Origin of the sequence: Hymenobacter fastidiosus, assembly GCF_039539565.1 — a bacterium.
Classification (GTDB): domain Bacteria; phylum Bacteroidota; class Bacteroidia; order Cytophagales; family Hymenobacteraceae; genus Hymenobacter; species Hymenobacter fastidiosus.
Genome location: NZ_BAABDJ010000036.1, coordinates 16,136 through 37,450, shown reverse-complemented (window position 1 = coordinate 37,450; position 21,315 = coordinate 16,136). Strand labels below are relative to the sequence as shown.

The window sequence follows — 21,315 nt, the reverse complement described above, 5'->3', positions numbered from 1 at the left end:
TTGAGTTCTTATAGAGAAGCATTCTGGTCGATGTGATAACCCTTAATCCGGGCAAGGTAACTCCATTCCCCCAACTCCCCCCTGCCAAAACGGCCGCCCCGGAACTCCGGCCCGAAGTGTGCCGTAGCCGGGGCCTATGGCTCGTTCCGATTCCTTCTTCGCCACTATTTCTGCCAAAAAGCCCCAGCCCGACGGCAAGCCCGCCGTTTCGGTGCGGGAACGGGTTTCGGCCCTGAAAAACCTGCCGGAGTTTCTGCGCCTGATCTGGCAAACCAGCCCGGCCCTCACCCTGGGCAACGTACTGCTGCGCCTGCTGCGGGCGGCCCTGCCCGTGGCCATGCTCTACGTGGCGCAGCTGATCCTCGACGCCGTGGTGCAGCTCAGCCGCCAGCCCGCCGCCGACCGGCTGCTTACGCCCGTCCTGACTTTGGTGGCCCTGGAGTTTGGCCTGGCCATCCTGTCCGATGCCCTGGGCCGGGGCGTGGCCCTGCTCGATTCCCTGCTCGGCGACCTGTTTGCCAACCGCACCTCGGTGCGCCTGATGGAGCACGCCGCCGAGCTGGACCTCGACCAGTTCGAGGACAGCACCTTCTACGACAAGCTTGAGCGGGCGCGCCGCCAGACCCTCTCGCGCACGGTGCTCATGGCCCAGGTGCTGAGCCAGGCCCAGGACGCCATTACGATGGCCTTTCTGGCCGTGGGCCTGGTGGCGTTCAATCCGTGGCTGCTGCTGCTGCTCCTGGTGGCCGTGATTCCGGCGTTTCTGGGCGAGTCGCACTTCAATGAGCGCAGCTACTCGCTGGTGCACGGCTGGACGCCCGAGCGGCGGGAGCTGGACTACCTGCGCCAGACCGGAGCCTCCGACGAAACGGCCAAGGAAGTTAAGATCTTCGGCCTTTCACCCTTCCTCATCGACCGGTTCCGGCTGCTGTCCGACGACTTCTACCAGAAGAACAAGGACCTCGTGATTCGCCGCGCGGGCTGGGGGGCTTTCTTTGCCGGGGTGGGCGCCACGGGCTACTACGCGGCCTACGTCTACATCATCAGCCAGGCCGTGCGCGGCCAGATTTCCATTGGGCAGCTCACGTTTCTGGCCGGGTCCTTTGCCCGGATGCGGGGGCTGCTGGAGGGTATCCTGAGCCGGTTCAGCTCGGTGGCCGATGGAGCCCTCTACCTCCAGGATTTCTTCGACTTCTTCCACCTCAAGCCCCGCATCATCCGCGACGAAGCCCACGTGGTGCGCCCGTTTCCGCACCCGATCCGGGAAGGCTTTACGTTTGAGAATGTGGGCTTCAAGTACCGCAACGCCGAAAAGTGGGCCCTGCGTAATCTGAACTTCCAGCTCCAGGCGGGCGAAAAGCTGGCGCTGGTGGGTGAAAACGGGGCCGGCAAAACTACCCTGGTCAAGCTGCTGGCCCGCCTCTACGACCCCACCGAAGGCCGCATCCTGCTCGACGGCCACGACCTGCGCGAGTACGACCCGGCCGAGCTGCGCCAGGAAATCGGGGTCATCTTCCAGGACTTCGTGCGCTTCCAGCTCTCCGCGGGGCAGAACCTGGCCGTGGGCCGCATCGAGGAAAAGGACAACCAGGCCCGCATCGAGTCGGCCGCGGCGCAGAGCCTGGCCGATACGGTGGTGCAGAAGCTGCCCAACGGCTACGACCAGATTATCGGCCGCCGCTTTGCCGGCGGCGTGGACCTGAGCGGGGGCGAGTGGCAGAAAATAGCCCTGGGCCGGGCCTACATGCGCGACGCTCAGCTCCTGATTCTGGATGAGCCCACCGCCGCCCTCGACGCCCGCGCCGAGCACGAAGTGTTTCAGCGCTTCGCCGAGCTGACCCAGGGTAAAACCGCCATCCTTATCTCGCATCGGTTTAGCACCGTGCGCATGGCCAACCGGATTCTGGTCATCGAAAACGGGCAGTTTGTGGAAATCGGCTCCCACGAGGAGCTGCTGGGTAAAGCGGGGCGTTATGCCGAACTATTTGCTCTGCAGGCGGCCGGGTATCGGTAGCGCCTGGCCGAAAGCGGGGATTGGAGGGTGTGAGCGGAATATGCCAAAATTTTACACGGTCTTTTAGCTGATTGTCAATCTTGTAGCGCACGAGTAAGTCGTAACTTGAAGAGAGTGTTCCCCCTACGTCTGCTCGTATGAAACTATCTGTTCCGTTCTGGCTGGGCCTGGGCCTGACCTTATCCGGCTGCTTGGCCTCCCGGGAAGCCCGTATTGAATCTGATTACAGCTACGCCGGTACCTTTCGCCGGTATCGCACCTATGAGTTCGTAACGGGGAGCGGCCTCGCTGCCGACACCAGCAAGACGGGCGAGGTGCTGCGCGATGCTATCCGCACCCGAATGAAGGTGCAGGGCTACCGGGCCGCTCGCAACCGCCCCGACCTGCTGGTGATCTTCCGCGTATTTGAGGGCGACATGTCGTTCCGCGGGTATGCCCAGGATGATATCGCGCGCTGGGTGAACAATGGCCAGGTTGAGGATGAAAATACTCCCAAAGAAGAGCGTCAGGGCTACAGGCCCGTTCGGATGATCCTGGCCGAAGGTACCCTGCTCATTACCCTGGTTGATAACCACACCAACCGGGCGGTGTGGAACGGCTACGCTTCGGGCGTCACGGTGCCCCCCGGACCACGGGGCGAAGTGGTGCTGCGACGTTCGGTCCGCTCCATCTTCGATCAATACCGGGTCTTCACCGAAGGCTACCTCAACGGCAACGAAGGACAGGGGACGCACAACTAGCCGTTTGCACCGATTCGACACCGTAAGATCAGGCTCCCACTGGCTATTCCGAATTGCGCACGCTGATCAGCTCGGCCGCTACGCTGATGGCTATTTCCTCCGGGGTGCGGCTGTGAATTGGCAGACCGATGGGCGTGTGAATCCGGGCCAGCGCGTGTTCCGGCAAACCCGCGGCCCGTAGCGTGCCCAACAGCTGCGCTACTTTAGCCTGACTGCCCAGCAGCCCCAGGTATTTCACCCGGTGGCCCAGCAGCTGGCGCAGGGCAACCTCATCGGGCCGGTAGCCAAAAGTCATAATGACGATGAACTGGTTGGGGCCTTCGGGGATTTCCCGGGCCAGCGCCTCGTAGCGCACGGTGCGCTTGTGGTGAGCATAGGGGTTTTGGGCCAGCGTGTTCAGCCCGGGCCGGTCGTCGAGCACCGTCAGCTCAAAGTCCAGCGTGGCCAGCACGCGCGACAGGGCCAGGGCAACGTGCCCGCCGCCCACAACCGTGACCTGGTCGCGGAAGCCCAGCCGCTCTTCGTAGTACCAGTCGGAGCCCTCCTGGTAGGTGAAGCCGGGCGTGTCCGCCGCCGCTGGATTGATCTGTAAGCCGGTGGCCGACAGCCGCAAGTACGCCGCCGACAGCTGCTCCAGGGCCCGGATGCCGGCTTCGATAGTCGGCAGGTCATGGGCCTGCAACGGGAAGAGCAACACCACCTGCTCGCCGGAGCAGATCATGCCGGAGCGGTCGGTGGGGGCCTCGCGGCGGTGAATCTGGGGCCGCAGCACGAGGGCCGGATCCGCCTCGCGCAGCTTAGCCCGGGCCAGGTCCACGAACTTGTGCTCCATGATTCCGCCCCCGATAGAGCCGGCGGTATCATCAGCCGCCACGCTCATCTTAAAGCCCTGCCGGCCCGGACTGCTGCCGTGGCTGCTGAGGACGCACAGCAGCGCGGCCGGCTGGCCGGCCCGCAGGTGGTACGCCGCGTGCTGCCAGACCAGCAGGTCGCGGGGCCGGGATTGGGAGGAGAAAGAAGGTGGTTGCACAGGCAAGAGCACTGAAAAAAGAACGGTCATTCCGGGCTTGCCGAGGAATCTCGCGTGCTGACGTAGGATTACTAACCAGGCGTCAGCACGCGAGATTCCTCGGCAAGCTCGGAATGACGTTCTGGTGGATGGTTATGCTTCCGCCGAAACCACTACCGGACCAGCCGGCGCGGCCACCGCATTCGGGTACAGATTCAACAGCACTTTCTCCGGCGTGATGGGCGCCGAGAAAGCTATTTCGTGGCCGGGGCGGAAGGCCCGGATGGCGTCGCGCACCGCGAAGTAAGCCCCGATACCGTACATCAGCGGCGGCTCGCCCACGGCTTTGGAGCGCAGAATGGCCTGCGGATGGCCCGGGGTAGCCAGAAAATGCACCGGCATCTGCTGCGGTACGGAGTACAGATCCGGGATTTTATAGCTGTTGAGCGAGTTGGTCAGCAGGCGGCCTTCGTCGTTGTAGATCAGCTCTTCCAACGTCATCCAGCCGATGCCCTGCACTGCCCCGCCCTCAATCTGGCCCTGGTCGATGGCCGGGTTCATGCTTTCCCCGAAGTCGTGGACAATCTGTACTGCGTCGAAGGCATAGGTGCCGCGCAGGCAGTCGACGGTGACGGTAGTGTAGGCCGTGCCGTAAACGTGGTAGGCGAAGGGGTGGCCCTGATTGGTAACGGGGTCGAAATGCAGGTGGGGAGTGGCGTAGTGGGCGTTTTCGGTCAGGCTCACGCGCTTCCAGTAGGCGGAGGAAACCAGCTTCTCCCAGTTCGTGTCAGCCACTACCCCGGCGGCCAGCACCTGCTCGTTGCTGATTTCGAGGCCTTCGTAATTCAGGGTGTACTCGGTGCAGGCGTGGCGCAAAAGCCGCTCCCGCAGCGCGGCGCAGGCCATTTGCGTGGCTTTGCCATTGAGGTCGGCGGTGGCGCTGGCGGCCGAAGGAGACGTGTTAGCCACGCGGGTGGTGTTGGTGCTTTCCACCTTGATGCGGTGCACCCCGATGCCCAGCGTCCGGGCCGCTACCTGGGCTATCTTGGTGTTTACGCCCTGCCCCATTTCCACCGCGCCGGTGCTCACGCCCACGGTGCCGTCGGTGTAGATGTGCACCAGCGCCCGGGCCTGGTTCATGGGCGTTTTGGTGAAGGAAATGCCGAAGCAAATCGGCATCACCGACAGCCCTTTTTTGAACTGCTCGCTGGTTTCGTTGAAAGCCGCTACTGCCGCCCGGCTGTTCGCCAGGTCGTAGATCCGGTCGGCCGTATCCCAGGCCAGTCGGGCGTTGCACATTTCGGCCGGCTGGCGGTACGGGAACAGGTCGCCTTCGCGCAGCAGATTCCGCCGTTGAATCTCGCTGGCCGCAACGCCCAAAGCTTCCGCCGCCTTTACGATGGCCGACTCCATCACGAACATGCCCTGGGGCCCGCCAAACCCCCGGAAGGCCGTGTTGGGTGGCAGATTGGTGCGGCAGCTGTAGGCCGTGGCCGTCACGTTGGGGATGAAATAGGCGTTGGTGGCGTGGAACAGCGTCCGCTCCAGCACGGCCGGCGAGAGGTCGGCGGCGGCGCCGGCGTTCTGGTAGAACGTGACTTCGTAGGCCAGAATGCGCAGGTCGGCATCGAGGCCAATGCGGAAATCGGAGGAGTAGGGGTGGCGCTTGCCGGTCATGCGCATGTCGGCCATGCGGTCCAGGATCAGCTTCACGGGCCGGCGCACCACGAAAGCCCCCAGCGCGGCTAAAGCGCCCCAGGGGGTGGCCTGGTCTTCCTTGCCGCCGAAGCCCCCGCCCAGCCGGGTTACGTCAACCTCAATCTGGTGCATGCCGATACCCAGCACGCGGGCCGTATGGCGTTGCAGAGCCGTGGGGCCCTGGGTGGAGGAAATAATCCGCACGCCGCCCATTTCGGTCGGGTAGGCATAAGCACCCTGGGTTTCGATGTACAGATGTTCCTGGCCGCCTGACTCCGCCACCCCCTCGAAAACGTGGGTGCACTGGCTCCAGGTCGCCGCCGCGTCACCGAGGCGGAAGGTGCGCGGCGGCACGATCAGCTCACCCTGGGCCGCGGCCACGCGTGGGTCGGTGATGATGGGCAGCGGCTCGATTTCCGCCGTGATAAACGACAGCGCCGCCTGGGCCTGGTGTTCAGATTCGGCCAGCACCAGCGCCACGGGCTGCCCGCGGAAATGCACGTGCCCCTGCGCCAGCAGCGGCTCATCGGGCACGATGCCGCCAATCTGATTTTCGCCGGGAATGTCGGCCGCCGTCAGGATGCGCACCACGCCGGGCTGCTCCAGCGCCGCCGCGAAATCGAGGCTCAGCAGCCGGCCGTGGGCCCGCGGCGACTCGAACACGGCCGCGTAGAGCGTGCCCCGCTGGGTCGGAATATCGTCTACGTACTGGGATTCGCCGCGCACGTGGCGCACCGGGTCGAGGTGATTCATGGGTTGAGTATTCGGAGTAGCCGCTGTGAGGCGCAGCATACCGGTTTTTTTGAAATTTCGCCTGTCATCCTGAACGGAGCGTAGCGGAGTGAAGGACCTGCCTCCGGGCGAAGCAGAAGCCCCTTAATTAAGCAAAACCTTTTTTGTCAGCGGTGGAAGAGGAGACGTTGAAATGAGTTTTGCGGCGGCGAAGAGGAAGGTCCTTCGCTCTGCTCAGGATGACAGGCGAAAAAAACTACATCAATTCCCGCAGGTTAATCTGCTCCGGAAAAAACCGCAGGAAGTGGGCAAACAGCAGCTGCCGCAGCAACAGGCGCTTGTAGTCGGCGGTGCCGCGGGCGTCGCTGATCGGGCTGATTTCCGTCTGCATCACCTCATTGGCCGCGGCCACGGTGGCCGCGCTGATTGCCTGGCCGACCAGGAAGGCGCAGGTTTTGGCCAGGCACAGCGGTACGGGCCCCACGCCGCCGGCCGAGATACGCGCTTCCCGGATAAAACCCTGATCGATGCGCAGCCAGGCTGCCGAGTTCACGCTGGCAATGTCGAGGTGAGTACGCTTGGAGACTTTCTCGAAGTTGAAAAAGTCAGTGGGTTCCGGGGCCTCAAAGCTGATTTCTACTACCTGCTCGTCGGCTTCTTTGGTCAGGGTTTTGTAGCCCTGGTACAGCTCCCGCAGTGGCAGCTGTCGCCGCTGCCGGGCCGCCGATTCCAGCGTCAGGCCAGCATCGAGGGCGAGGAAGAAAATGGTCAGGTCGCCGATGGGGGAGGCGTTGACGAAGTTGCCGGCCACGGTGCCCATGTTGCGGATGGGCGTGCTCGAAACCAGCTTCAGGTAATCGGCAAGGCGGGGAAAAAGACGGCGCATGATGGGCGAGTCGCGTAGGCTTTCGGCCGTAACGGCCGCGCCCAGTACTACCCGTCCGTCGGCGTGCTGGCGGATGCCGCGCAGGTGGGTCTGATCGAAGACCAGCTGCACCGGCGCGGTGCGGAGCTGCTCCGGGCGCTGCACCAGCAGGTCGGTGCCGCCGCCCAGGATTTGGTTATTGGGTATTGGTTGTTGGTTTTTGGTCTCGTTTGACTGCAATTCGGCTTGCAGGGTCTGGAGCCGGGCCGGCACTTCCTGGAAATACGCGGGCACGAACTGCTGCTCACTCAGCCAGGCCATTCCGTTTTCGGCCGGCCGTGCGGCCAGCTGCTCCGTAAGCCGGGTCGTGGCCCGCTCCAGGGACTTGTAGCCGGTGCAGCGGCAGATGTTGCCGTCGATAGCCGCCAGTCCACCGGCGGGCGTGGCGGGCTGGTGGCTCAGGGCGTATCCGGTGAGCGACATTACGAAGCCCACGGTGCAGAAGCCGCACTGGGAGCCGCCCTCCTGCACGATGGCCTGCTGGACCGGGGTGAGGGTACCCGCCGCCGCGTTGATGCCTTCCACCGTCACGATATGCTTGCCGTGGGCGTTGCCCAATGGCGTCAGACACGAGGTCATGGACTGGTAGCGCATGGTCTGGCCGTCGGGTTGCAGCTCGCCGACCAGCACGGTGCAGGCTCCGCAGTCGCCCTCGCGGCAGCCGATTTTGGTGCCGGTCAGGTGTTGGTGGTAGCGCACGAAATCGAGCAGGGTGCTGCCCGCCGGTTGGTCGGTGCGAATACGCTGGTTGTTGAGGTAAAAGTGCAGCATGCGACGGAAGAAAAGGCAAAGCAGGGCGTTCAAGTTAACAAAAAAGCCCGGCCATCCGTGAGCGGATGGCCGGGCTGAAAACAGCGCGCCGATTTACTTGCGGGACGTGGGGATGCGGAACTGCAGGCCGATGGAGGGAATAAAGGTGAATCCTTTGAGCTTGGCCGTCTTATTGTTGAGCAGCTGGAAGGTGCCGTAGTTCTGGTAGTACATCGCAAACGCCGGAATGATGTAGGCGTAGCGGTAGCCGATTTTCACGTTGGCGAAAGCGCCGTACGACGAGAAGCTGCGCCTCTGCTCCGGCAGCGTGGGCAGCAGGTCGGTACTGGAGCCCGACTTGTAGATGTTGCGCGGGTCGAAGCCGTAGCGCAGGAACGTGCGGGTGTACACGGCGCCGAACGACACGGCCCCGATTTCTTCTTCCGGCCCGAAGGACTTGCTGAATACCAGCGGTACCAGCAGGTCGTTGCGGTTGGCCTGGAAGCGGAGCAGGCTGTTGATGTTGTCGAAATAGGGAATGGTGGGCAGCCTGGCCCGCTGGGTGGCAAACTGCAGGCCGATGCTGCCGTACATGCCCCCGGCCGCGCCGCCCGGACTCTCGGGCGTGCCCGTAGTGCCCATAAACTGGTACATGGCATCGAAAACGTGGGAGCCGAAAGCGTACTTGTAGCCCACGTCGAGCCGGTCAATAGCGCCGTAGCGTACGTAAAGATCGGCGGCGGGCTGCACGGGGTCAATAACGTAGGTCAGGGCGGCCACCTGCAGCTTGTCGACCAGGTCGCTGTACTGCACTTTGTCCTGGCGGCTGAGCTGGTCCGCGGCTTCTTTCACCACCGCGCCGGTTTTGCTGATGGTTTCGGTGGGGATGTTGAACGACTGCGTACCACCCACGCGGAATTCGCCCCGGGGCGTAACCTTGCCGGAGCTGGTGATGGCGCGCGGGGCCATGCAGCTGGTAGCGAAGAAAGCGGTGAGCGCGGCCAGCGCCAACCCAGTGCGAAAAGTAGGAAGCCCTTGCATCAGCAGAAAACGAAAATAGACCAGAGAAGAAAATAAATGATGGATGGCGCGGGACCAAAACCGGGCCGAAAGTACACGAACAGCGCTTACGAGTTCGTGGTGACCCCGACCAGCCCGCAAAACTGCCCGCCGCGTCCAACCCTGGGTAGCTTGTCGTCCGCGCTATCCGGACAGGGTATCTGGCTGAAGCTCTTGCCAATGAAAGCTGCCGGCGGGCATCCGGCTGGCGAGCCGGCCGGGCCTTTCCGCTGTCTGACAACGTAAAAAGTCCACCGGCTGACTGCACAGCCACGCCAGGTCGACAGTCCCCGGTTTGGGTAGGCATACACGGTGCCTTTCGTCCGGCGCCAGGACGAAGATCAGCGGCTGATTCGTCGTCGTCAGGCCGGTGCCGGTTACCGTCGTGGTGCCGGACGTGCCCTCCCGGGCCGGTAATGCGCCGGTTGATGCTACGCCGGCGGGGCCGCCCGAAATTCCGTTTTCGACCACCGACCTGAGCGCCGGTAGCTATCTGATGCGGCTCCAGGATCCGGACCAAGGCCAGACGCGGGAACCGGAGCGGGTGAAATAATATAACTCAGCAGCGAAGGACGGCGTTACGGCAGCTTGCTACCGTAACGCCGTCCTTCGCGTTTCAGTGGTACTTGTATTAGCATCCGGGCTTACCAACTCCTTTCATGATCAGCAGCGAACGAAACCAGGTTATCGTCGATGGAGCCCTGCTTTATCAGACCCGATACCATATCACCAAGCTGCTGCCGCTGGGCGAAATGATTCTCCTGCTGGAAGAATCGCCCCTGGGTATTCTTTACAACAACAACGTGACGGCCATTTCCACGGCGGGGGTGCTGCTCTGGAAAGCCGAAGTGCTGCAGTCGGTATCCGGGGCCACTGATAATCCCTACCGCGAGCTGTGGGAAGATGCGGGGCAGCTGTGGGCCAGTAACTGGCTGGGCTGGGCTGTGCAGCTGAACCTGATCAATGGGCACGTTCTCCAAAAAGTCCGGACCACGTGAACATTCTCTACGGCGTGCCCGGCGAAAACCTGGGCCACGCGACGCGCAGCAGGGTCGTCATCGGCCATTTGCTGAGTCGGGGGCGTAACGTGCGCGTGGTGAGCAGCCCCCGCGCCTACCAGATGCTGGTCGCCAATTTTCCGGGGTTGGATGCACGAAATCCGGAGCTTCCGTCTGGCATACCGCAACCTCACCGTGTCGAAGTCGCGCACGGCGGCTCTCACCCTGCGTACGGCTCCCGCAACCCTGCGCGTCAACTTCGCCAAGTACCGCGACTTTATGAGTTGCCAGTTGCCAGTTGCCTGTTGTGAGTTGCCAGTTGCCAGTTGCCAGTCGTGGTCGTTGAACCAGTAGACAACCGGCAACTCACAACAGGCAACAGGCAACTGGCAACTCACAACTGGCAACAGGCAACAGGCAACTCACAACTGGCAACTGGCAACTCATTATCTTGGCTCACCCATGAGCCAACCTGTGTTTCGTCGTTTTGCCCTTGCCGTAGTCGCGGCGGGCAGCCTGCTGTCCGGAGTTACCGCCTGCGTTTCGCGGCCCGTAGCCGCCCCCCCGCCGGTTACCAATAAATTCGCTGACGCTGGGCTGCGCCAGATTGCCACGGCTCAGGATGCGCGGGCTACCAGCGCGCTGCTGCCGTTTCTGGAGCGGCCCGAAGGCCAGTACCGCCGCGAAGCCGCTTTGGCTTTCGCCTCAGTGCAGGACAAAGCCGCCACGGCGGCCCTCAGCGCCCATCTCGCCGATGCCGACGTGACCGTACGCCGCGCTGCCGCCTACGCCCTGGGCCAGACGGCCGACTCCACCGCTGAAAATGCCCTGCGCCAGCGCATCACTGAAGAGCCCGATGCCACCACCCGCCGCTACGTTCTGGAGGCTTTGGGCAAATGCACGTCCCGCACTGGGCTGGCAACGCTGACCCGGCTGCCCGCCAACCTGGCTACCGACACCGCCGCCCTGGCCGGTCAGGCCTGGGGCCTGTACCGCGCCGGCCTGCGCGGGCTGACGTCGGAAGCGGCCGTGGCCCGCACCGTGCAGCTGCTGGCCCAGGCTAATCCGTCCGGCGCCCGTCTGGCGGCGGCCAATGCGCTGGCCCGCACCCGCGGCCTCAACCTGACGCCTTACGCTGCCATTATTGCCGCCGTAGCCCAGAACGACCCCAGCTACGCCGTGCGCAGTGCCGCCGCCGCCTCGTTGAGTAAAGCTTCCCCGGCCGCTGCCGTGCCTACTGCTTTGTCGGTGCTCACGCGTCGGGACCCGGACTACCGCGTGCGCATCAGTGCCTTGCGGGCCATGACGGCCGCCCAGTACGCCCCCGTGAAGGAAGCGGCCTGGGATGCGCTGACGGATGCTAATGAGCAGGTGGCCCTGACGGCAGCCGAGTTTTTCCTGGCCCATGCCAAAGGTGAGCCGGGCGCGAGTCTGCTGGAAAAGGCGAACAGGCTCACGACCTGGCGGGTGCGGGCCACGCTGCTGGCCGCGGCCCTCAAGCAGGGTGGCAACCAGCAGGCCGCCATTCGCGCGGCTATTCAGGAACGGTATTCCGCCGCGGCCGACCCCTACGAAAAGGGCTATCTGCTGAAGGCGCTGGGCGAAGATCCGGCCGCCTACGACTTCGTAACCCGGGCCACGTTTCTGACCGGGCAGCCGGTCGTTATCGGCACCTACGGCACCGAGGCGTTGGTAGCCATGCGCAGCAATCCGGCGTTTCCGGTGGAGCTGCAGCCCGCGTTTGCCCTACTGCTCCAGCGCGCCATCGGTACCGGCGACGTAGCCGTGATGGGCACGGCGGCCGAAGCCCTGCGCAACCCTAAGCTGAACCTGCGCCGCCTGTTTGCCAACACCGGGTTTCTGCGGCAGGCCCGCGACAAGCTCCTGCTGCCCCGCGACCTGGAGGCCTGGCAGTCGTTGCAGCAGACCATCGACTTCCTGGAAAATATTCCGGCCGTGCCGTTTCCGGTGGCCAAAGCCGGGTCTCACCCCATCGACTGGGCGTTGGTGCAAACTATTCCGACCGGGCAGCGCGCCATTATCCGCACGGGCAAGGGTGACGTGACGTTCCGGCTGCTCGTGGAACAGGCCCCGGGCTCCGTCGCCAGCTTCGTGGCGCTGGTGCGGCAGGGCTTCTACAACGGCAAGAACTTCCACCGCGTCGTGCCCAACTTCGTGGCGCAGGGTGGCTGCCCCCGCGGGGATGGCTGGGGCAGCTCCGACTACAACCTACGCTCCGAATTCGCCGACCTCCACTACGGCGAAGGAGCCGTGGGCCTGGCCTCGGCCGGCAAGGATACCGAAAGCTGCCAGTGGTTTATCACCCACGCTCCCACGCCCCACCTCGATGGTCGCTACACCATCTTCGCCCAGGTTGTGAGCGGGATGGAAGTGGTGAGCCGCCTGGAAATTGGCGACCGGATCGAGCGGATCGACTTGGTGCGGTAATTCAGAAACCAGGCACAAAGCAGAAGGGCCCGACCTCAGCTGAGGTCGGGCCCTTTATGGATGCGGGGCTAAAAAGCTTACGCGTCCTCGCGGCCGTGCACCTGCGCGGGTGGGGAAGTGGCTTCCACGGCGCTGAAGGCTTCGAGGATCTTGTAGGTGTGCGAGGCACCCTGGGGCACTACCCAGGAGTTGCCGGGTTCCAGCAGCACCATCTGGCCTTCGATATGCAGCTCGGCGCGGCCGCTGAGCACGTAGCCCACGGTTTCGTAAGGCCGGGTAGCCGTTTCCTTCGCCTCCCCGGGCTGTTCGTTCTCCCACATCCGCATGGCTACATGCACGCCGGAGGCCAGATATTTTTCGCCGTCTTTGCCCTTGGGCGAATGCTTGGAATCAACTTTGGTGATGGTGGTATCAGCCATGGGAAAGGTGTTTGGATGGTGGATGTAGGCGCGACAGGCAACCCTGTCCGCTTTCCTAACGCAAGGTTTCGCCGGGTGGTTGTGCTGAGGTGGGGTTGCAAACCTTATAGTCGGCGGCTGGTTGCGGAGTGTGGCATTGCTGCTATCTTGGCGGCGCGAGGCAACGCTTTTCGTCTCCGCCTATTCACTCGCTCATGCAGGCTGCTTTTATCCAGGCACTAACTCAGGCCCACCAGCAGGCTCCGGCCCCGTTGCCTGGTCCCGCCTTTTGTCGGCTTGCTGACCAGCTCCTGCAGCTGCTGTTCCCCGAGCGTAACACCCGGCCGCTCGTCGGTGCCCCCGAAGTGGAGGCGGAGCTGCAGCGGTGGCAAACTCAGCTGACCACCCTGCTGCGGGTGGTACTGCCAACCGAGCCCGCTGCCGCCGTAGCCACTACCTGCCTGGACCGCCTGCCGCTGCTGCGCGAAGCCTTGCTCCAGGATGCCGCCGCCATCGTGGCCGCCGACCCCGCCGCCCAGGGCCTGACGGAAGTTATCAGCACTTACCCGGGGTTCTACGCCATTGCCCTGCACCGGCTGGCGCATGCCCTGGTTCAGCTGCAGGTACCCCGGGTGCCGCGCCTGCTCAGCGAATATGCCCACACCCGCACCGGCATCGATATTCACCCGGGGGCCCGCATTGGCCCCTCGTTCTGCATCGACCACGGCACGGGTATCGTGATTGGGGAAACGGCGGTAATCGGGGCTCACGTCCAGATTTTTCAGGGCGTTACGCTGGGTGCCCTGAGCGTAGCCAAGCACCTGGCCAACACCAAGCGCCATCCCAGCATCGAAGACCACGTCGTTGTGTATGCCGGAGCTACCATTCTGGGCGGCAGCACCGTGGTGGGCAGCCACAGCATCATTGGGGGCAACGTGTGGCTGACCGCGAGCGTGCCTTCCCATTCCCGCGTCTACCACCGCGCCCAGATTCACGTCACGCGCACCGAAGACCCCACGGCCGACATCGTGTTTTCTATTTGAGCGTCTGTCATGGCGAGCCAAGCGAAGCTATGACAGAACTGTAACGCACCATTTCACTACCTCACCGTTTCAGCCCATGAAAGCCAACACCATTCTCGATACTATCGGCAACACGCCCCTGGTGCGTATCAACCGCCTGTTTGCTCACCGTCCCGACGTGGAAGTGTGGGTGAAGCTGGAGCGGGCCAACCCCGGCGGCAGCATCAAGGACCGCATTGCGCTGGCCATGATTGAGCAGGCCGAAAAAGACGGGTTGCTGACGCCCGACAGCCTGATTGTGGAACCTACTTCGGGCAACACGGGCGTAGGCCTGGCCATGGTAGCCGCCGTGAAAGGCTACAAGCTCACGCTGGTTATGCCCGAGTCGATGTCGATTGAGCGGCGTCGCCTGATGGCTGCCTACGGGGCGAACCTGGAGCTGACGCCCCGGGAGAAAGGCATGAAGGGGGCGATTGAGAAGGCCCACGAAATCGTGCGCGACACGCCCGGCGCCTGGCTGCCCATGCAGTTTGAAAATCCCGCCAACATCAGGGTCCACGCCGAAACCACGGCCCAGGAAATCCTGCGCGACGCACCCGAGGGTTTCGACTTTCACATCACGGGCGTAGGCACCGGCGGCCACATCACGGCCGTGACGGAAGTGCTCAAGCCCCACTTTCCCGATATGAAGACGTTTGCCGTAGAGCCGGAGCTTTCTCCCGTTATCAGCGGCGGCGCCCCTGGTCCGCACCCGATTCAGGGTATCGGCGCCGGATTTGTCCCCGCCAACCTGCACCGCGAAATCCTGGACGGCGTAATTCTGGTCAATCAGCAGGAATCGTTCGAGATGGCCCGCCGCGCCGCCCGGGAAGAAGGGATGTTCATCGGCGTGTCGTCGGGAGCCTCGCTGGCCGCCATTGCCAGGAAGCTGCCCGAAATGCCCCAGGGCAGCCGCGTGCTCACCTTCTGCTACGATACCGGCGAGCGGTACCTGTCAGTGGAGGGGCTGTTCGTCTGAACCACGGATTCGTCCGGATTTTTCGGATTGCCCGGATTTTGGGGACGGCGTATTGACCAACAGGAAAGGCCCCCCAGGCGGGGGGCCTTTCCTGCGTTCCGGGACTTCCGGTGCCGACGCACCAAAAAACAAAAAGGCCGCCTACGATTCGTAGACGGCCTTTGGTGGAGAATATCGGAGTCGAACCGATGACCTCTTGCATGCCATGCAAGCGCTCTAGCCAGCTGAGCTAATCCCCCGTATTGTGCCAGCCGCCGGTTGCGTTTGGTTTGACAAAAGTACGGCGGGTTTTGGATTCTGCAAGGCCGACAAGAGGTTTTTTGCAAATACTTTGGTTTGGCCCAGCTGGAAAAAAACGGTAGCCGGCGAAAAAGCAGCGCTTTTTTGCTCTGTTTCACTTACTTAAAGTTAGCCGTAGTCGTGCGGCTCGGCCATAAAAAAAACAGACGAAGCAAGTGCTTCGTCTGTTTTTACGAGGAGTGGGATAAGCGTTTCGCTGCTCAGCTTTAGTTGAAGATGTAGCGAACACCCACCTGGGCCTGCCAGCGCGAGCTGATGGTCGTCACGTTGTCGCGGAACGTGTCGGTCAGCGTTTTAGCCGGCACGGCGGGAGCCGTGGCCGTGGCCGCGGTGGGGTTGGTCAGGTAAGGAAACTGGAATACCGGCTTGCTGTTCGTGTCGTAGCCAACAAAGCTCAACGGGTTGCTCCTGTTAGTAGATCGAACGGTGCCCCAGTCGCTGTTCAGCAAGTTGCCCAGGTTGAAAATATCAACGCTAAGCTGCAGCGTGTTGCGGGTCTTATCATTGATAAAAATGTCCTGAATCAACTTGGCATCAACCTGGTGCAACCACGGGAACTCGGCCCCGTTGCGCTCCGCGTAGCTGCCCCGGCGGTCACTTAGGTATTTGTCCTGATTAACGAACGAAGTGAAATCAGCGTACTGCTGGTCGGCCGAATAGATGCCGCCGCCCTGGGCCGGGGTCAGCGTGATGTCGCGCAAAACAATCTCGCTCCGGTCACGCGGGATGTATATCAAGTCATTCGAAAACTGGCTATCGCCGTTCATGTCGCCATTATACACGTAGCTAAAGCGGCCTTGCGGGGCGCCGGTGTAGAACACCGACAGCGTGGTACCAAGGTGGCTCAGGTATTCTCGGCGGTAAGACGCCACGGCTATTACGCGGTGGCGCTGGAAGAACTGCGAGTAGCCGAGCACGTTGGCGTTCGGGTCGCCGGATACCTGCCGGTCGCGCCACTGCGACTGAGCAATGGAGCCGCCGTCGTTTACAGAGCGGGCATCGGTGTAGGTGTAAGCCAAGCTGGCATACAGGCCATTATCAAAGGACTTCTGCAATTGACCCGTGACGGCGTAGGAGTAGCCCTTGTTGGTGTTGCGCAGCACAATAGCATCCGAGATATTCGGGCTGGCCACAGTATTGCCGCCCTGGGCGGTTGGCACCAAACCATAGATACGGTTGTTGACGGTTGTTGTCAACAGGCCAGCGCCGGTACCCGTCTGGGGCGCGCCAAATCTATAGAAGATAGGCCGCTGGTCGGGGCCGCTGGCGCGGTTGAACGGGGCCGACTCGGAGCCGGGCAGGTTGATGTTCTGCAAGTAAACCGCGTTCAGATCGCGGGTGTAGAAGCCTTCCAGCGTGGCCGTGACGCCACCAGGCAGCTGCTGGTCAATAGCCAGATTGGTGCGCCATACTTGCGGAAACTTGAAGTTCTCGTCCGTCACGGCTAGGTTATAGGCTACGTTAGCGGCAGCTGGACCAGCAACAGGGCCACCCGAGCCAGGAGCGTAAAAGTCGGGGCGGGGATTGAAGCGGTTGTATACCGCGTTTGCGCCCGTGAAGTTAGTTACGAATTGCGAACCGAATAGCACGCCGTTGTTGCTGGCCTGGTTCGAAATCCAGACGAAGGGCACCCGGCCGGTGAAGATACCGGTACCACCGCGCAACTGGGTGGTTTTGTCGTTTTTCACGTCCCAGTTGAAACCGATACGGGGCGAGAACAATACCTGGCGCTTGGGCAGGCGGCCCGTGTTGATCGTCTCCCCGTCGCGGAAAGTCAGGCCCGGATACGTGGTGCCGGTAGCCGGATCGGTACCGCCCGATACGGCGTAGTTCTGGGCTACGTCCGAGGTAATGATCGGCAGGTCGGCCCGGACGCCGGCTGTAATGCGCAGGTTGGTGATGGGCGTGTATTCATCCTGCAGGTACAAGCCCAGTTGAGCCGCCTGAATCTCGGCGAATGGGAATTCGCGGGCAGCATTGGCGCCGTATTGAATGCCAAACAGCGTGGGGTTGGCGCGCGGATCCGTAGCGCCCAGCGCCGTTAGCGCCTGGTTGTTGCGGTCGTAGCGGAAGCCGGTGTTGCTGTAAAAGTCTTCCAGCGAGTTGAAGCGGTAGAAGCTGTTGTAGTTGGGCGCAAAACCATTTTTGAAGCGGTAGTACTCATTATAGGTACCCACCGTCACGTTGTGCTTGCCCAGGAAGGCCGTAAAGTTGTCGCCTACCTGATACACGTCCGTGTTCAGAATGTTGTTGGCCGTGAAAGGCTCAAACCCGAAAGAGGTCAGCGTAGCGTTAGGCGCCTGCGTACCCGTCTGGCCCTGCAAGCCCACGCCGTTGCCAATTTCTACGAAGGGAAACGGCGACGAGAAAGGGGTGCGGAAGTCGCGAAAGGCAGTGTAGCCCGCCGTGAAGTTGTTCGAGTAGCGTGAGCCAAACGTGCTGTTCAGTTCGGCAATCAGCGAGTTCAGGTTGTTGTTGATAGTGTAGTAGGCCGACTGGAAGGGCAAGCCAAACTGGTTGCCCGAACGGCCGAGGGCTGTGTTGATGGAGCCGCTACCGCTGGGCGGCACATCGGCCAACGACTCAAGGTAGTTATACTTGATGTTGAAGCGGTGGTTCTGGCTGATATTCCAGTCGAGCTTAACGGTGGCCTTGTCACTGTTCTGGCGCTGGCTGTAGCCCTGGTAGGGGCCCGAAGCGAAGCCATACTGATTCTGCAAAAAGGTGCTCAGCGTGTTCAGCGTTGGTTCGCTTGCCTGCGAAATGCTCGTGCCGTTTGCGGGCAGGTCGCTGCGGCTGGCAATGAAGTTGCCCGCCGGTGGATCGGTCCGACGCTCACGCTCGGCATTGACGAAGAGGAACAGTTTGTCCTTGATGATGGGCCCACCGAGGCGGAAACCATAGTTCTGCAAGCGGAAATCTGTAATCGTAACCTCCTGGTCGCCTACTTTACGGCCGAGAAAGGTTTCGCGCTGGTTGCGGTTGAAGAAGTAAACCGACCCTGCTACCGTGTTAGTGCCCGAGCGGGTCACGGCATTGATGCCTGCTCCCGTAAACGACCCCTGCCGTACGTCGTACGGCGCCAAGTTCACCTGAATCTGCTCAATTGCATCCACCGAAATCGGCTGGGCGTTGGTCTGCCCGCCTACCGTGCCCGACAGGCCGAAGGCGTTGTTGAACACGGCTCCGTCGACGGTTACGTTGTTGAACGAGCTGCTGCGGCCACCAAAGGTATTGCTGGAGCCAGCCTGGGGAGTGAGGCGCGTAAAATCACTGAACGAGCGGTTCAAAGTAGGTAGCCGCTCAATCTGTTCGCGCTGGATGGTGGTAGCCGCCCCGGTACGCCCGGCGTTAATCACTGGATTCTCGCGGCCCGTTACGGTTATTCCGGCCAGCTCCGTGCTGGCTTCATTCAGGTTGATATCGAGACGCAGATTCTGGCCCAGCGTCAAGAAGAGGCCGTCCCGGGCAGCTTCCTTGTAGCCGATGAAGGTGATGCGAACAGTGTATGGACCACCCACGCGCATGTTCTGAATGTTGAAGCGACCTTCCGAGTTGGTTGGCGCCACGTACTGCGTGTTGGTGGGCGTGTGCACGGCAATTACCGTAGCTCCCGGCAAACCAGCCCCGGCCTTATCAGTGATGACACCGTTCATGGCCGAAGTGGTGGTGCCCTGGCTCCAGGCTACCTGCGCTGACAGCAACGTCAGCACCAGCAGCAAGAAATGGCGTAAACGTAAGTGTTTCATAAAGGGGGGGAATGGTGAGAAAAGAGAAAACTGCTAAAAAACGGTGCAAAACTACGGACCCAGCAGCCGGCGCGCATTACCGAATCGTTATTGTTCTGATTTGGTAAAAATGCGACCGGTGCCGAATAATGCCGCAAAGGTAACAGGGGAATTCACAATACGGGCCGTACCGCCCGGATAAACCTACCCAGGAAATAATCTGTTTCCAGACTATTTTCGACTACCCCTAAGGAGCTGGAAGAGTGAATGAACTGGACGCCTTCCGGGCTGGCATTCGTTACCAGTCCGACGTGGGTGATGGTGCTGCTGCCAGGGGAAGCTCCGAAAAATACCAAATCCCCGGCCTGTAGATCCTGCGGTTTCACGGGCGTGCCCCAGCTGGCCTGCTCATTAGACGAGCGGGGAATCTGAACATTAATGGCCGCGAAAGAATTAACGAGTAGCCCAGAGCAATCCAGGCCCAGGCGAGTGGTGCCGCCATACCGGTAGGGTGTGCCCTGGAAAGAGCGAGCCGTCTGGATTACGGTGGCCAGCTCTTTCCGAACGGTAGCCGGAGTCGACCTGCGCTTCACCACCACTTTTGACTTACCGCCCGGCGAGGTGGCTTTCGCTTTGGATTTGGCCACGCCGCCGCGCCGTCGTTCGGCCGCTTTCATCCGGGCCATATCCCGGGCTGAGTAATAGCGGCCGTTGCGCTGGTTCAGCTTTTTAGTGCCTCCACAACTGCCCAGCCCGGCCAGCAGTACCCATAGCCCCAACACCAGCCAACAATGCCACTGTGCTGAATGCCGTACCTTCGTGATGTGTTCCCGCATTGGAACAAAGATAGGTGTCAGGTTCATTTTGTCCCGCTATATATGGATTTCCAAGCCCTTACTCCTGAACTGCTCAGCGCCTTCGAAAGCATTGTCGGAGCCGAGCACGTGCTCACGGCCCAGCGCACCGAGGCCGCGGCCTACGCCGACTTTGGCCGTGACCATACGGAAGACCTTTATTTCGCGCCCGACGTGGTTCTGCGGCCGGCTAACGTAGATGAGATCAGCCAGATTGTCCGCCTTTGCCATGAGCATCATCTGCCCGTTACGCCCCGCGGGGCGGGTACGGGGCTGAGTGGCGGGGCCCTGCCGGTTCATCACGGGGTGGTGCTGAGTACCGAGCGGCTCAACAAGATCATTCAGATTGATGAGCGCAACCTGCAGGCTACGGTAGAGCCCGGGGTGGTGAATGAGGCCTTTCAGAACGCGGTGAAAGAGGTCGGCTTATTCTATCCTCCCGATCCGGCCAGCAAGGGAAGCTGCTTTCTGGGGGGCAATCTGGCCCACAGCAGTGGCGGCCCCAAAGCGGTTAAGTACGGCACTACCCGCGACTACGTGCTCAATCTGCAGGTGGTGCTGCCCACCGGGGATATCATCTGGACGGCCGCCAACACGCTTAAGAACTCCACGGGCTACAACCTCACCCAGCTTATGGTAGGTTCTGAGGGCACCCTGGGGATTATCACCAAAGTAGTGTTCCGCCTCCTGCCTTATCCGCAGCATACTATTCTGATGCTGGTTCCTTTCCGGCAGGAAGATCAGGCCGCCGAGGCTGTGTCAGCCGTGTTCCGGGCCGGCATCATCCCCTCCGGTATGGAGTTTATGGAGCGCGAGGCAATTGCCTGGTCCTCCGACTACCTGAAAATCCCGCTTACCCTGCCCGAAGATATTCGGGCCCACCTGCTCATCGAGCTCGACGGCCAGGACCTGGACCAGCTGTACAAGGAAGCGGAGCAGGTGTACGGAGTGCTGGAGAAGTATGACGTGGACGAAATTCTGCTGGCCGACAACGCCACTCAGAAAGACGAGCTATGGAAGATCCGCCGCAACATCGGCAACTCCGTGCGCTATAACTCGGTCTACAAAGAGGAAGACACCGTAGTGCCCCGCGCCGAACTACCCACCCTGTTGAAAGGAGTGAAAGAAATCGGCGCCCGCTACGGCTTCAAGAGCGTCTGTTACGGTCACGCCGGCGACGGCAACATGCACGTCAACATCATCCGCGGCGACCTCGACGACGAGATGTGGAACGTGGGCCTGCGCCAGCCCATTTCCGAGATCTTCGAGCTCTGCGTGAAGCTGGGCGGCACCATCAGCGGGGAGCACGGCATCGGGCTGGTGCAGAAAGGCTACATCGGCATTGCCCTCAAAGAAGTCAACCTGAACCTGATGCGCGGCATCAAGGGCGTATTCGACCCGCACGGCATTATGAACCCGGGCAAGATCTTCTAGCCCGGAACCACGGATTCGTCGACCACGGATTCGTCCGGATTTTTCGGATTGGTCGGATTTTGTGAACGGCGCTGACGGACGTAAGCACATGCTAACCCAAAAGGAGAAGGCCCCCCAATAGCTTGTCCTTTCCCAAATTTTAAAAGCCCTCCTGGCTATATGGCCAGGAGGGCTTTTTTGAGGGGTTA

16 protein-coding genes, 1 tRNA gene and 1 pseudogene are annotated in these 21,315 nt (G+C 61.8%); 10 read left to right on the top strand and 8 right to left on the bottom strand.

Translation table 11 applies throughout. From position 1 onward, the window contains the following. Positions 1-136 precede the first annotated feature (136 nt). Positions 137-2,014 carry an ABC transporter ATP-binding protein gene (locus ABD833_RS15720; protein WP_345074253.1) on the top strand — a complete coding sequence of 626 codons (1,878 nt, stop codon included), beginning with the start codon at positions 137-139 and terminating at the stop codon, positions 2,012-2,014. 137 nt (positions 2,015-2,151) lie between these two features. Next, positions 2,152-2,754, top strand: a complete 603-nt coding sequence (locus ABD833_RS15715; RefSeq protein WP_345074251.1) for a DUF4136 domain-containing protein — start codon at positions 2,152-2,154, stop codon at positions 2,752-2,754. Between the two features lie 43 nt (positions 2,755-2,797). Here ABD833_RS15715 and ABD833_RS15710 read toward each other — a convergent pair whose 3' ends face one another. From ABD833_RS15710 to ABD833_RS15695, 4 genes are all read right to left on the bottom strand, one after another. Continuing rightward, complete coding sequence (locus tag ABD833_RS15710) at positions 2,798-3,784, bottom strand: XdhC family protein (protein WP_345074249.1); 987 nt, start codon at positions 3,782-3,784, stop codon at positions 2,798-2,800. Between the two features lie 132 nt (positions 3,785-3,916). After that, on the bottom strand, positions 3,917-6,214 hold the full coding sequence (locus ABD833_RS15705; RefSeq protein ID WP_345074248.1) for a xanthine dehydrogenase molybdopterin binding subunit: 2,298 nt from the start codon (positions 6,212-6,214) through the stop codon (positions 3,917-3,919). A gap of 235 nt (positions 6,215-6,449) precedes the next feature. After that, a complete protein-coding gene (locus tag ABD833_RS15700) occupies positions 6,450-7,889 on the bottom strand; it encodes an FAD binding domain-containing protein (protein ID WP_345074247.1) in 1,440 nt (479 codons plus the stop codon). Between the two features lie 93 nt (positions 7,890-7,982). After that, positions 7,983-8,909 (bottom strand): hypothetical protein, encoded by a 927-nt coding sequence (locus tag ABD833_RS15695; protein ID WP_345074245.1) that lies wholly within the window; start codon positions 8,907-8,909, stop codon positions 7,983-7,985. A gap of 388 nt (positions 8,910-9,297) precedes the next feature. Here ABD833_RS15695 and ABD833_RS15690 point away from each other — a divergent pair, with 388 nt between their 5' ends. The 5 genes and pseudogenes from ABD833_RS15690 (at position 9,298) to ABD833_RS15675 (ending at position 12,373) form a co-directional block, all read left to right on the top strand. Then, entirely contained in the window at positions 9,298-9,480 is a 183-nt protein-coding gene (locus ABD833_RS15690; RefSeq protein WP_345074244.1) for a hypothetical protein, read from the top strand. Between the two features lie 106 nt (positions 9,481-9,586). Next, complete coding sequence (locus tag ABD833_RS15685) at positions 9,587-9,925, top strand: DUF7957 family protein (protein WP_345074243.1); 339 nt, start codon at positions 9,587-9,589, stop codon at positions 9,923-9,925. Beyond that, a pseudogene (locus ABD833_RS19400) lies at positions 9,922-10,005 on the top strand (glycosyltransferase family protein); the annotation flags it as partial. The gene ABD833_RS15685 and the pseudogene ABD833_RS19400, both read left to right, overlap by 4 nt. Positions 10,006-10,075: 70 nt before the next feature. Next, entirely contained in the window at positions 10,076-10,279 is a 204-nt protein-coding gene (locus tag ABD833_RS15680) for a hypothetical protein (RefSeq protein WP_345074241.1), read from the top strand. A 108-nt stretch (positions 10,280-10,387) separates the two neighbouring features. Further along, positions 10,388-12,373, top strand: a complete 1,986-nt coding sequence (locus tag ABD833_RS15675; RefSeq protein WP_345074240.1) for a peptidylprolyl isomerase — start codon at positions 10,388-10,390, stop codon at positions 12,371-12,373. A gap of 77 nt (positions 12,374-12,450) precedes the next feature. On the opposite strand, the gene ABD833_RS15670 is transcribed toward ABD833_RS15675, so the two are convergent. Next, complete coding sequence (locus ABD833_RS15670) at positions 12,451-12,792, bottom strand: cupin domain-containing protein (protein ID WP_345074239.1); 342 nt, start codon at positions 12,790-12,792, stop codon at positions 12,451-12,453. A 194-nt stretch (positions 12,793-12,986) separates the two neighbouring features. On the opposite strand from ABD833_RS15670, the gene ABD833_RS15665 reads away from it, so the two are divergent. Together ABD833_RS15665 and cysK are read left to right on the top strand one after the other, a co-directional pair. After that, a complete protein-coding gene (locus ABD833_RS15665) occupies positions 12,987-13,814 on the top strand; it encodes a serine O-acetyltransferase (RefSeq protein WP_345074237.1) in 828 nt (275 codons plus the stop codon). 76 nt (positions 13,815-13,890) lie between these two features. Then, positions 13,891-14,811, top strand: coding sequence for a cysteine synthase A (gene cysK, locus ABD833_RS15660; protein WP_345074236.1), 921 nt, complete (start codon positions 13,891-13,893; stop codon positions 14,809-14,811). 162 nt (positions 14,812-14,973) lie between these two features. On the opposite strand, the gene ABD833_RS15655 is transcribed toward cysK, so the two are convergent. From ABD833_RS15655 to ABD833_RS15645, 3 genes are all read right to left on the bottom strand, one after another. Further along, positions 14,974-15,050 (bottom strand) — tRNA-Ala (locus tag ABD833_RS15655). Between the two features lie 267 nt (positions 15,051-15,317). Beyond that, positions 15,318-18,860: a TonB-dependent receptor gene (locus tag ABD833_RS15650; RefSeq protein WP_345074235.1), complete on the bottom strand. Its 3,543-nt coding sequence runs from the start codon at positions 18,858-18,860 to the stop codon at positions 15,318-15,320. Between the two features lie 152 nt (positions 18,861-19,012). Further along, positions 19,013-19,675: a C40 family peptidase gene (locus ABD833_RS15645; protein ID WP_345074233.1), complete on the bottom strand. Its 663-nt coding sequence runs from the start codon at positions 19,673-19,675 to the stop codon at positions 19,013-19,015. Between the two features lie 42 nt (positions 19,676-19,717). Between ABD833_RS15645 and ABD833_RS15640 the strand changes: the two genes are divergently transcribed. After that, positions 19,718-21,127: an FAD-binding oxidoreductase gene (locus tag ABD833_RS15640; RefSeq protein ID WP_345074232.1), complete on the top strand. Its 1,410-nt coding sequence runs from the start codon at positions 19,718-19,720 to the stop codon at positions 21,125-21,127. The last annotated feature ends 188 nt before the right edge of the window (positions 21,128-21,315 follow it).

Bases quoted from the DNA above. Each gene is read 5' to 3' on its own strand.
- ABD833_RS15695 (WP_345074245.1), bottom strand. From the start codon at position 8,909: ATGCAAGGGCTTCCTACTTTTCGCACTGGGTTGGCGCTGGCCGCGCTC.
- ABD833_RS15640 (WP_345074232.1), top strand. From the start codon at position 19,718: ATGGATTTCCAAGCCCTTACTCCTGAACTGCTCAGCGCCTTCGAAAGC.
- ABD833_RS15645 (WP_345074233.1), bottom strand. From the start codon at position 19,675: ATGCGGGAACACATCACGAAGGTACGGCATTCAGCACAGTGGCATTGT.
- ABD833_RS15705 (WP_345074248.1), bottom strand. From the start codon at position 6,214: ATGAATCACCTCGACCCGGTGCGCCACGTGCGCGGCGAATCCCAGTAC.
- ABD833_RS15665 (WP_345074237.1), top strand. From the start codon at position 12,987: ATGCAGGCTGCTTTTATCCAGGCACTAACTCAGGCCCACCAGCAGGCT.
- ABD833_RS15685 (WP_345074243.1), top strand. From the start codon at position 9,587: ATGATCAGCAGCGAACGAAACCAGGTTATCGTCGATGGAGCCCTGCTT.
- ABD833_RS15650 (WP_345074235.1), bottom strand. From the start codon at position 18,860: ATGAAACACTTACGTTTACGCCATTTCTTGCTGCTGGTGCTGACGTTG.
- ABD833_RS15700 (WP_345074247.1), bottom strand. From the start codon at position 7,889: ATGCTGCACTTTTACCTCAACAACCAGCGTATTCGCACCGACCAACCG.
- cysK (WP_345074236.1), top strand. From the start codon at position 13,891: ATGAAAGCCAACACCATTCTCGATACTATCGGCAACACGCCCCTGGTG.
- ABD833_RS15670 (WP_345074239.1), bottom strand. From the start codon at position 12,792: ATGGCTGATACCACCATCACCAAAGTTGATTCCAAGCATTCGCCCAAG.
- ABD833_RS15720 (WP_345074253.1), top strand. From the start codon at position 137: ATGGCTCGTTCCGATTCCTTCTTCGCCACTATTTCTGCCAAAAAGCCC.
- ABD833_RS15680 (WP_345074241.1), top strand. From the start codon at position 10,076: ATGCACGAAATCCGGAGCTTCCGTCTGGCATACCGCAACCTCACCGTG.
- ABD833_RS15715 (WP_345074251.1), top strand. From the start codon at position 2,152: ATGAAACTATCTGTTCCGTTCTGGCTGGGCCTGGGCCTGACCTTATCC.
- ABD833_RS15675 (WP_345074240.1), top strand. From the start codon at position 10,388: ATGAGCCAACCTGTGTTTCGTCGTTTTGCCCTTGCCGTAGTCGCGGCG.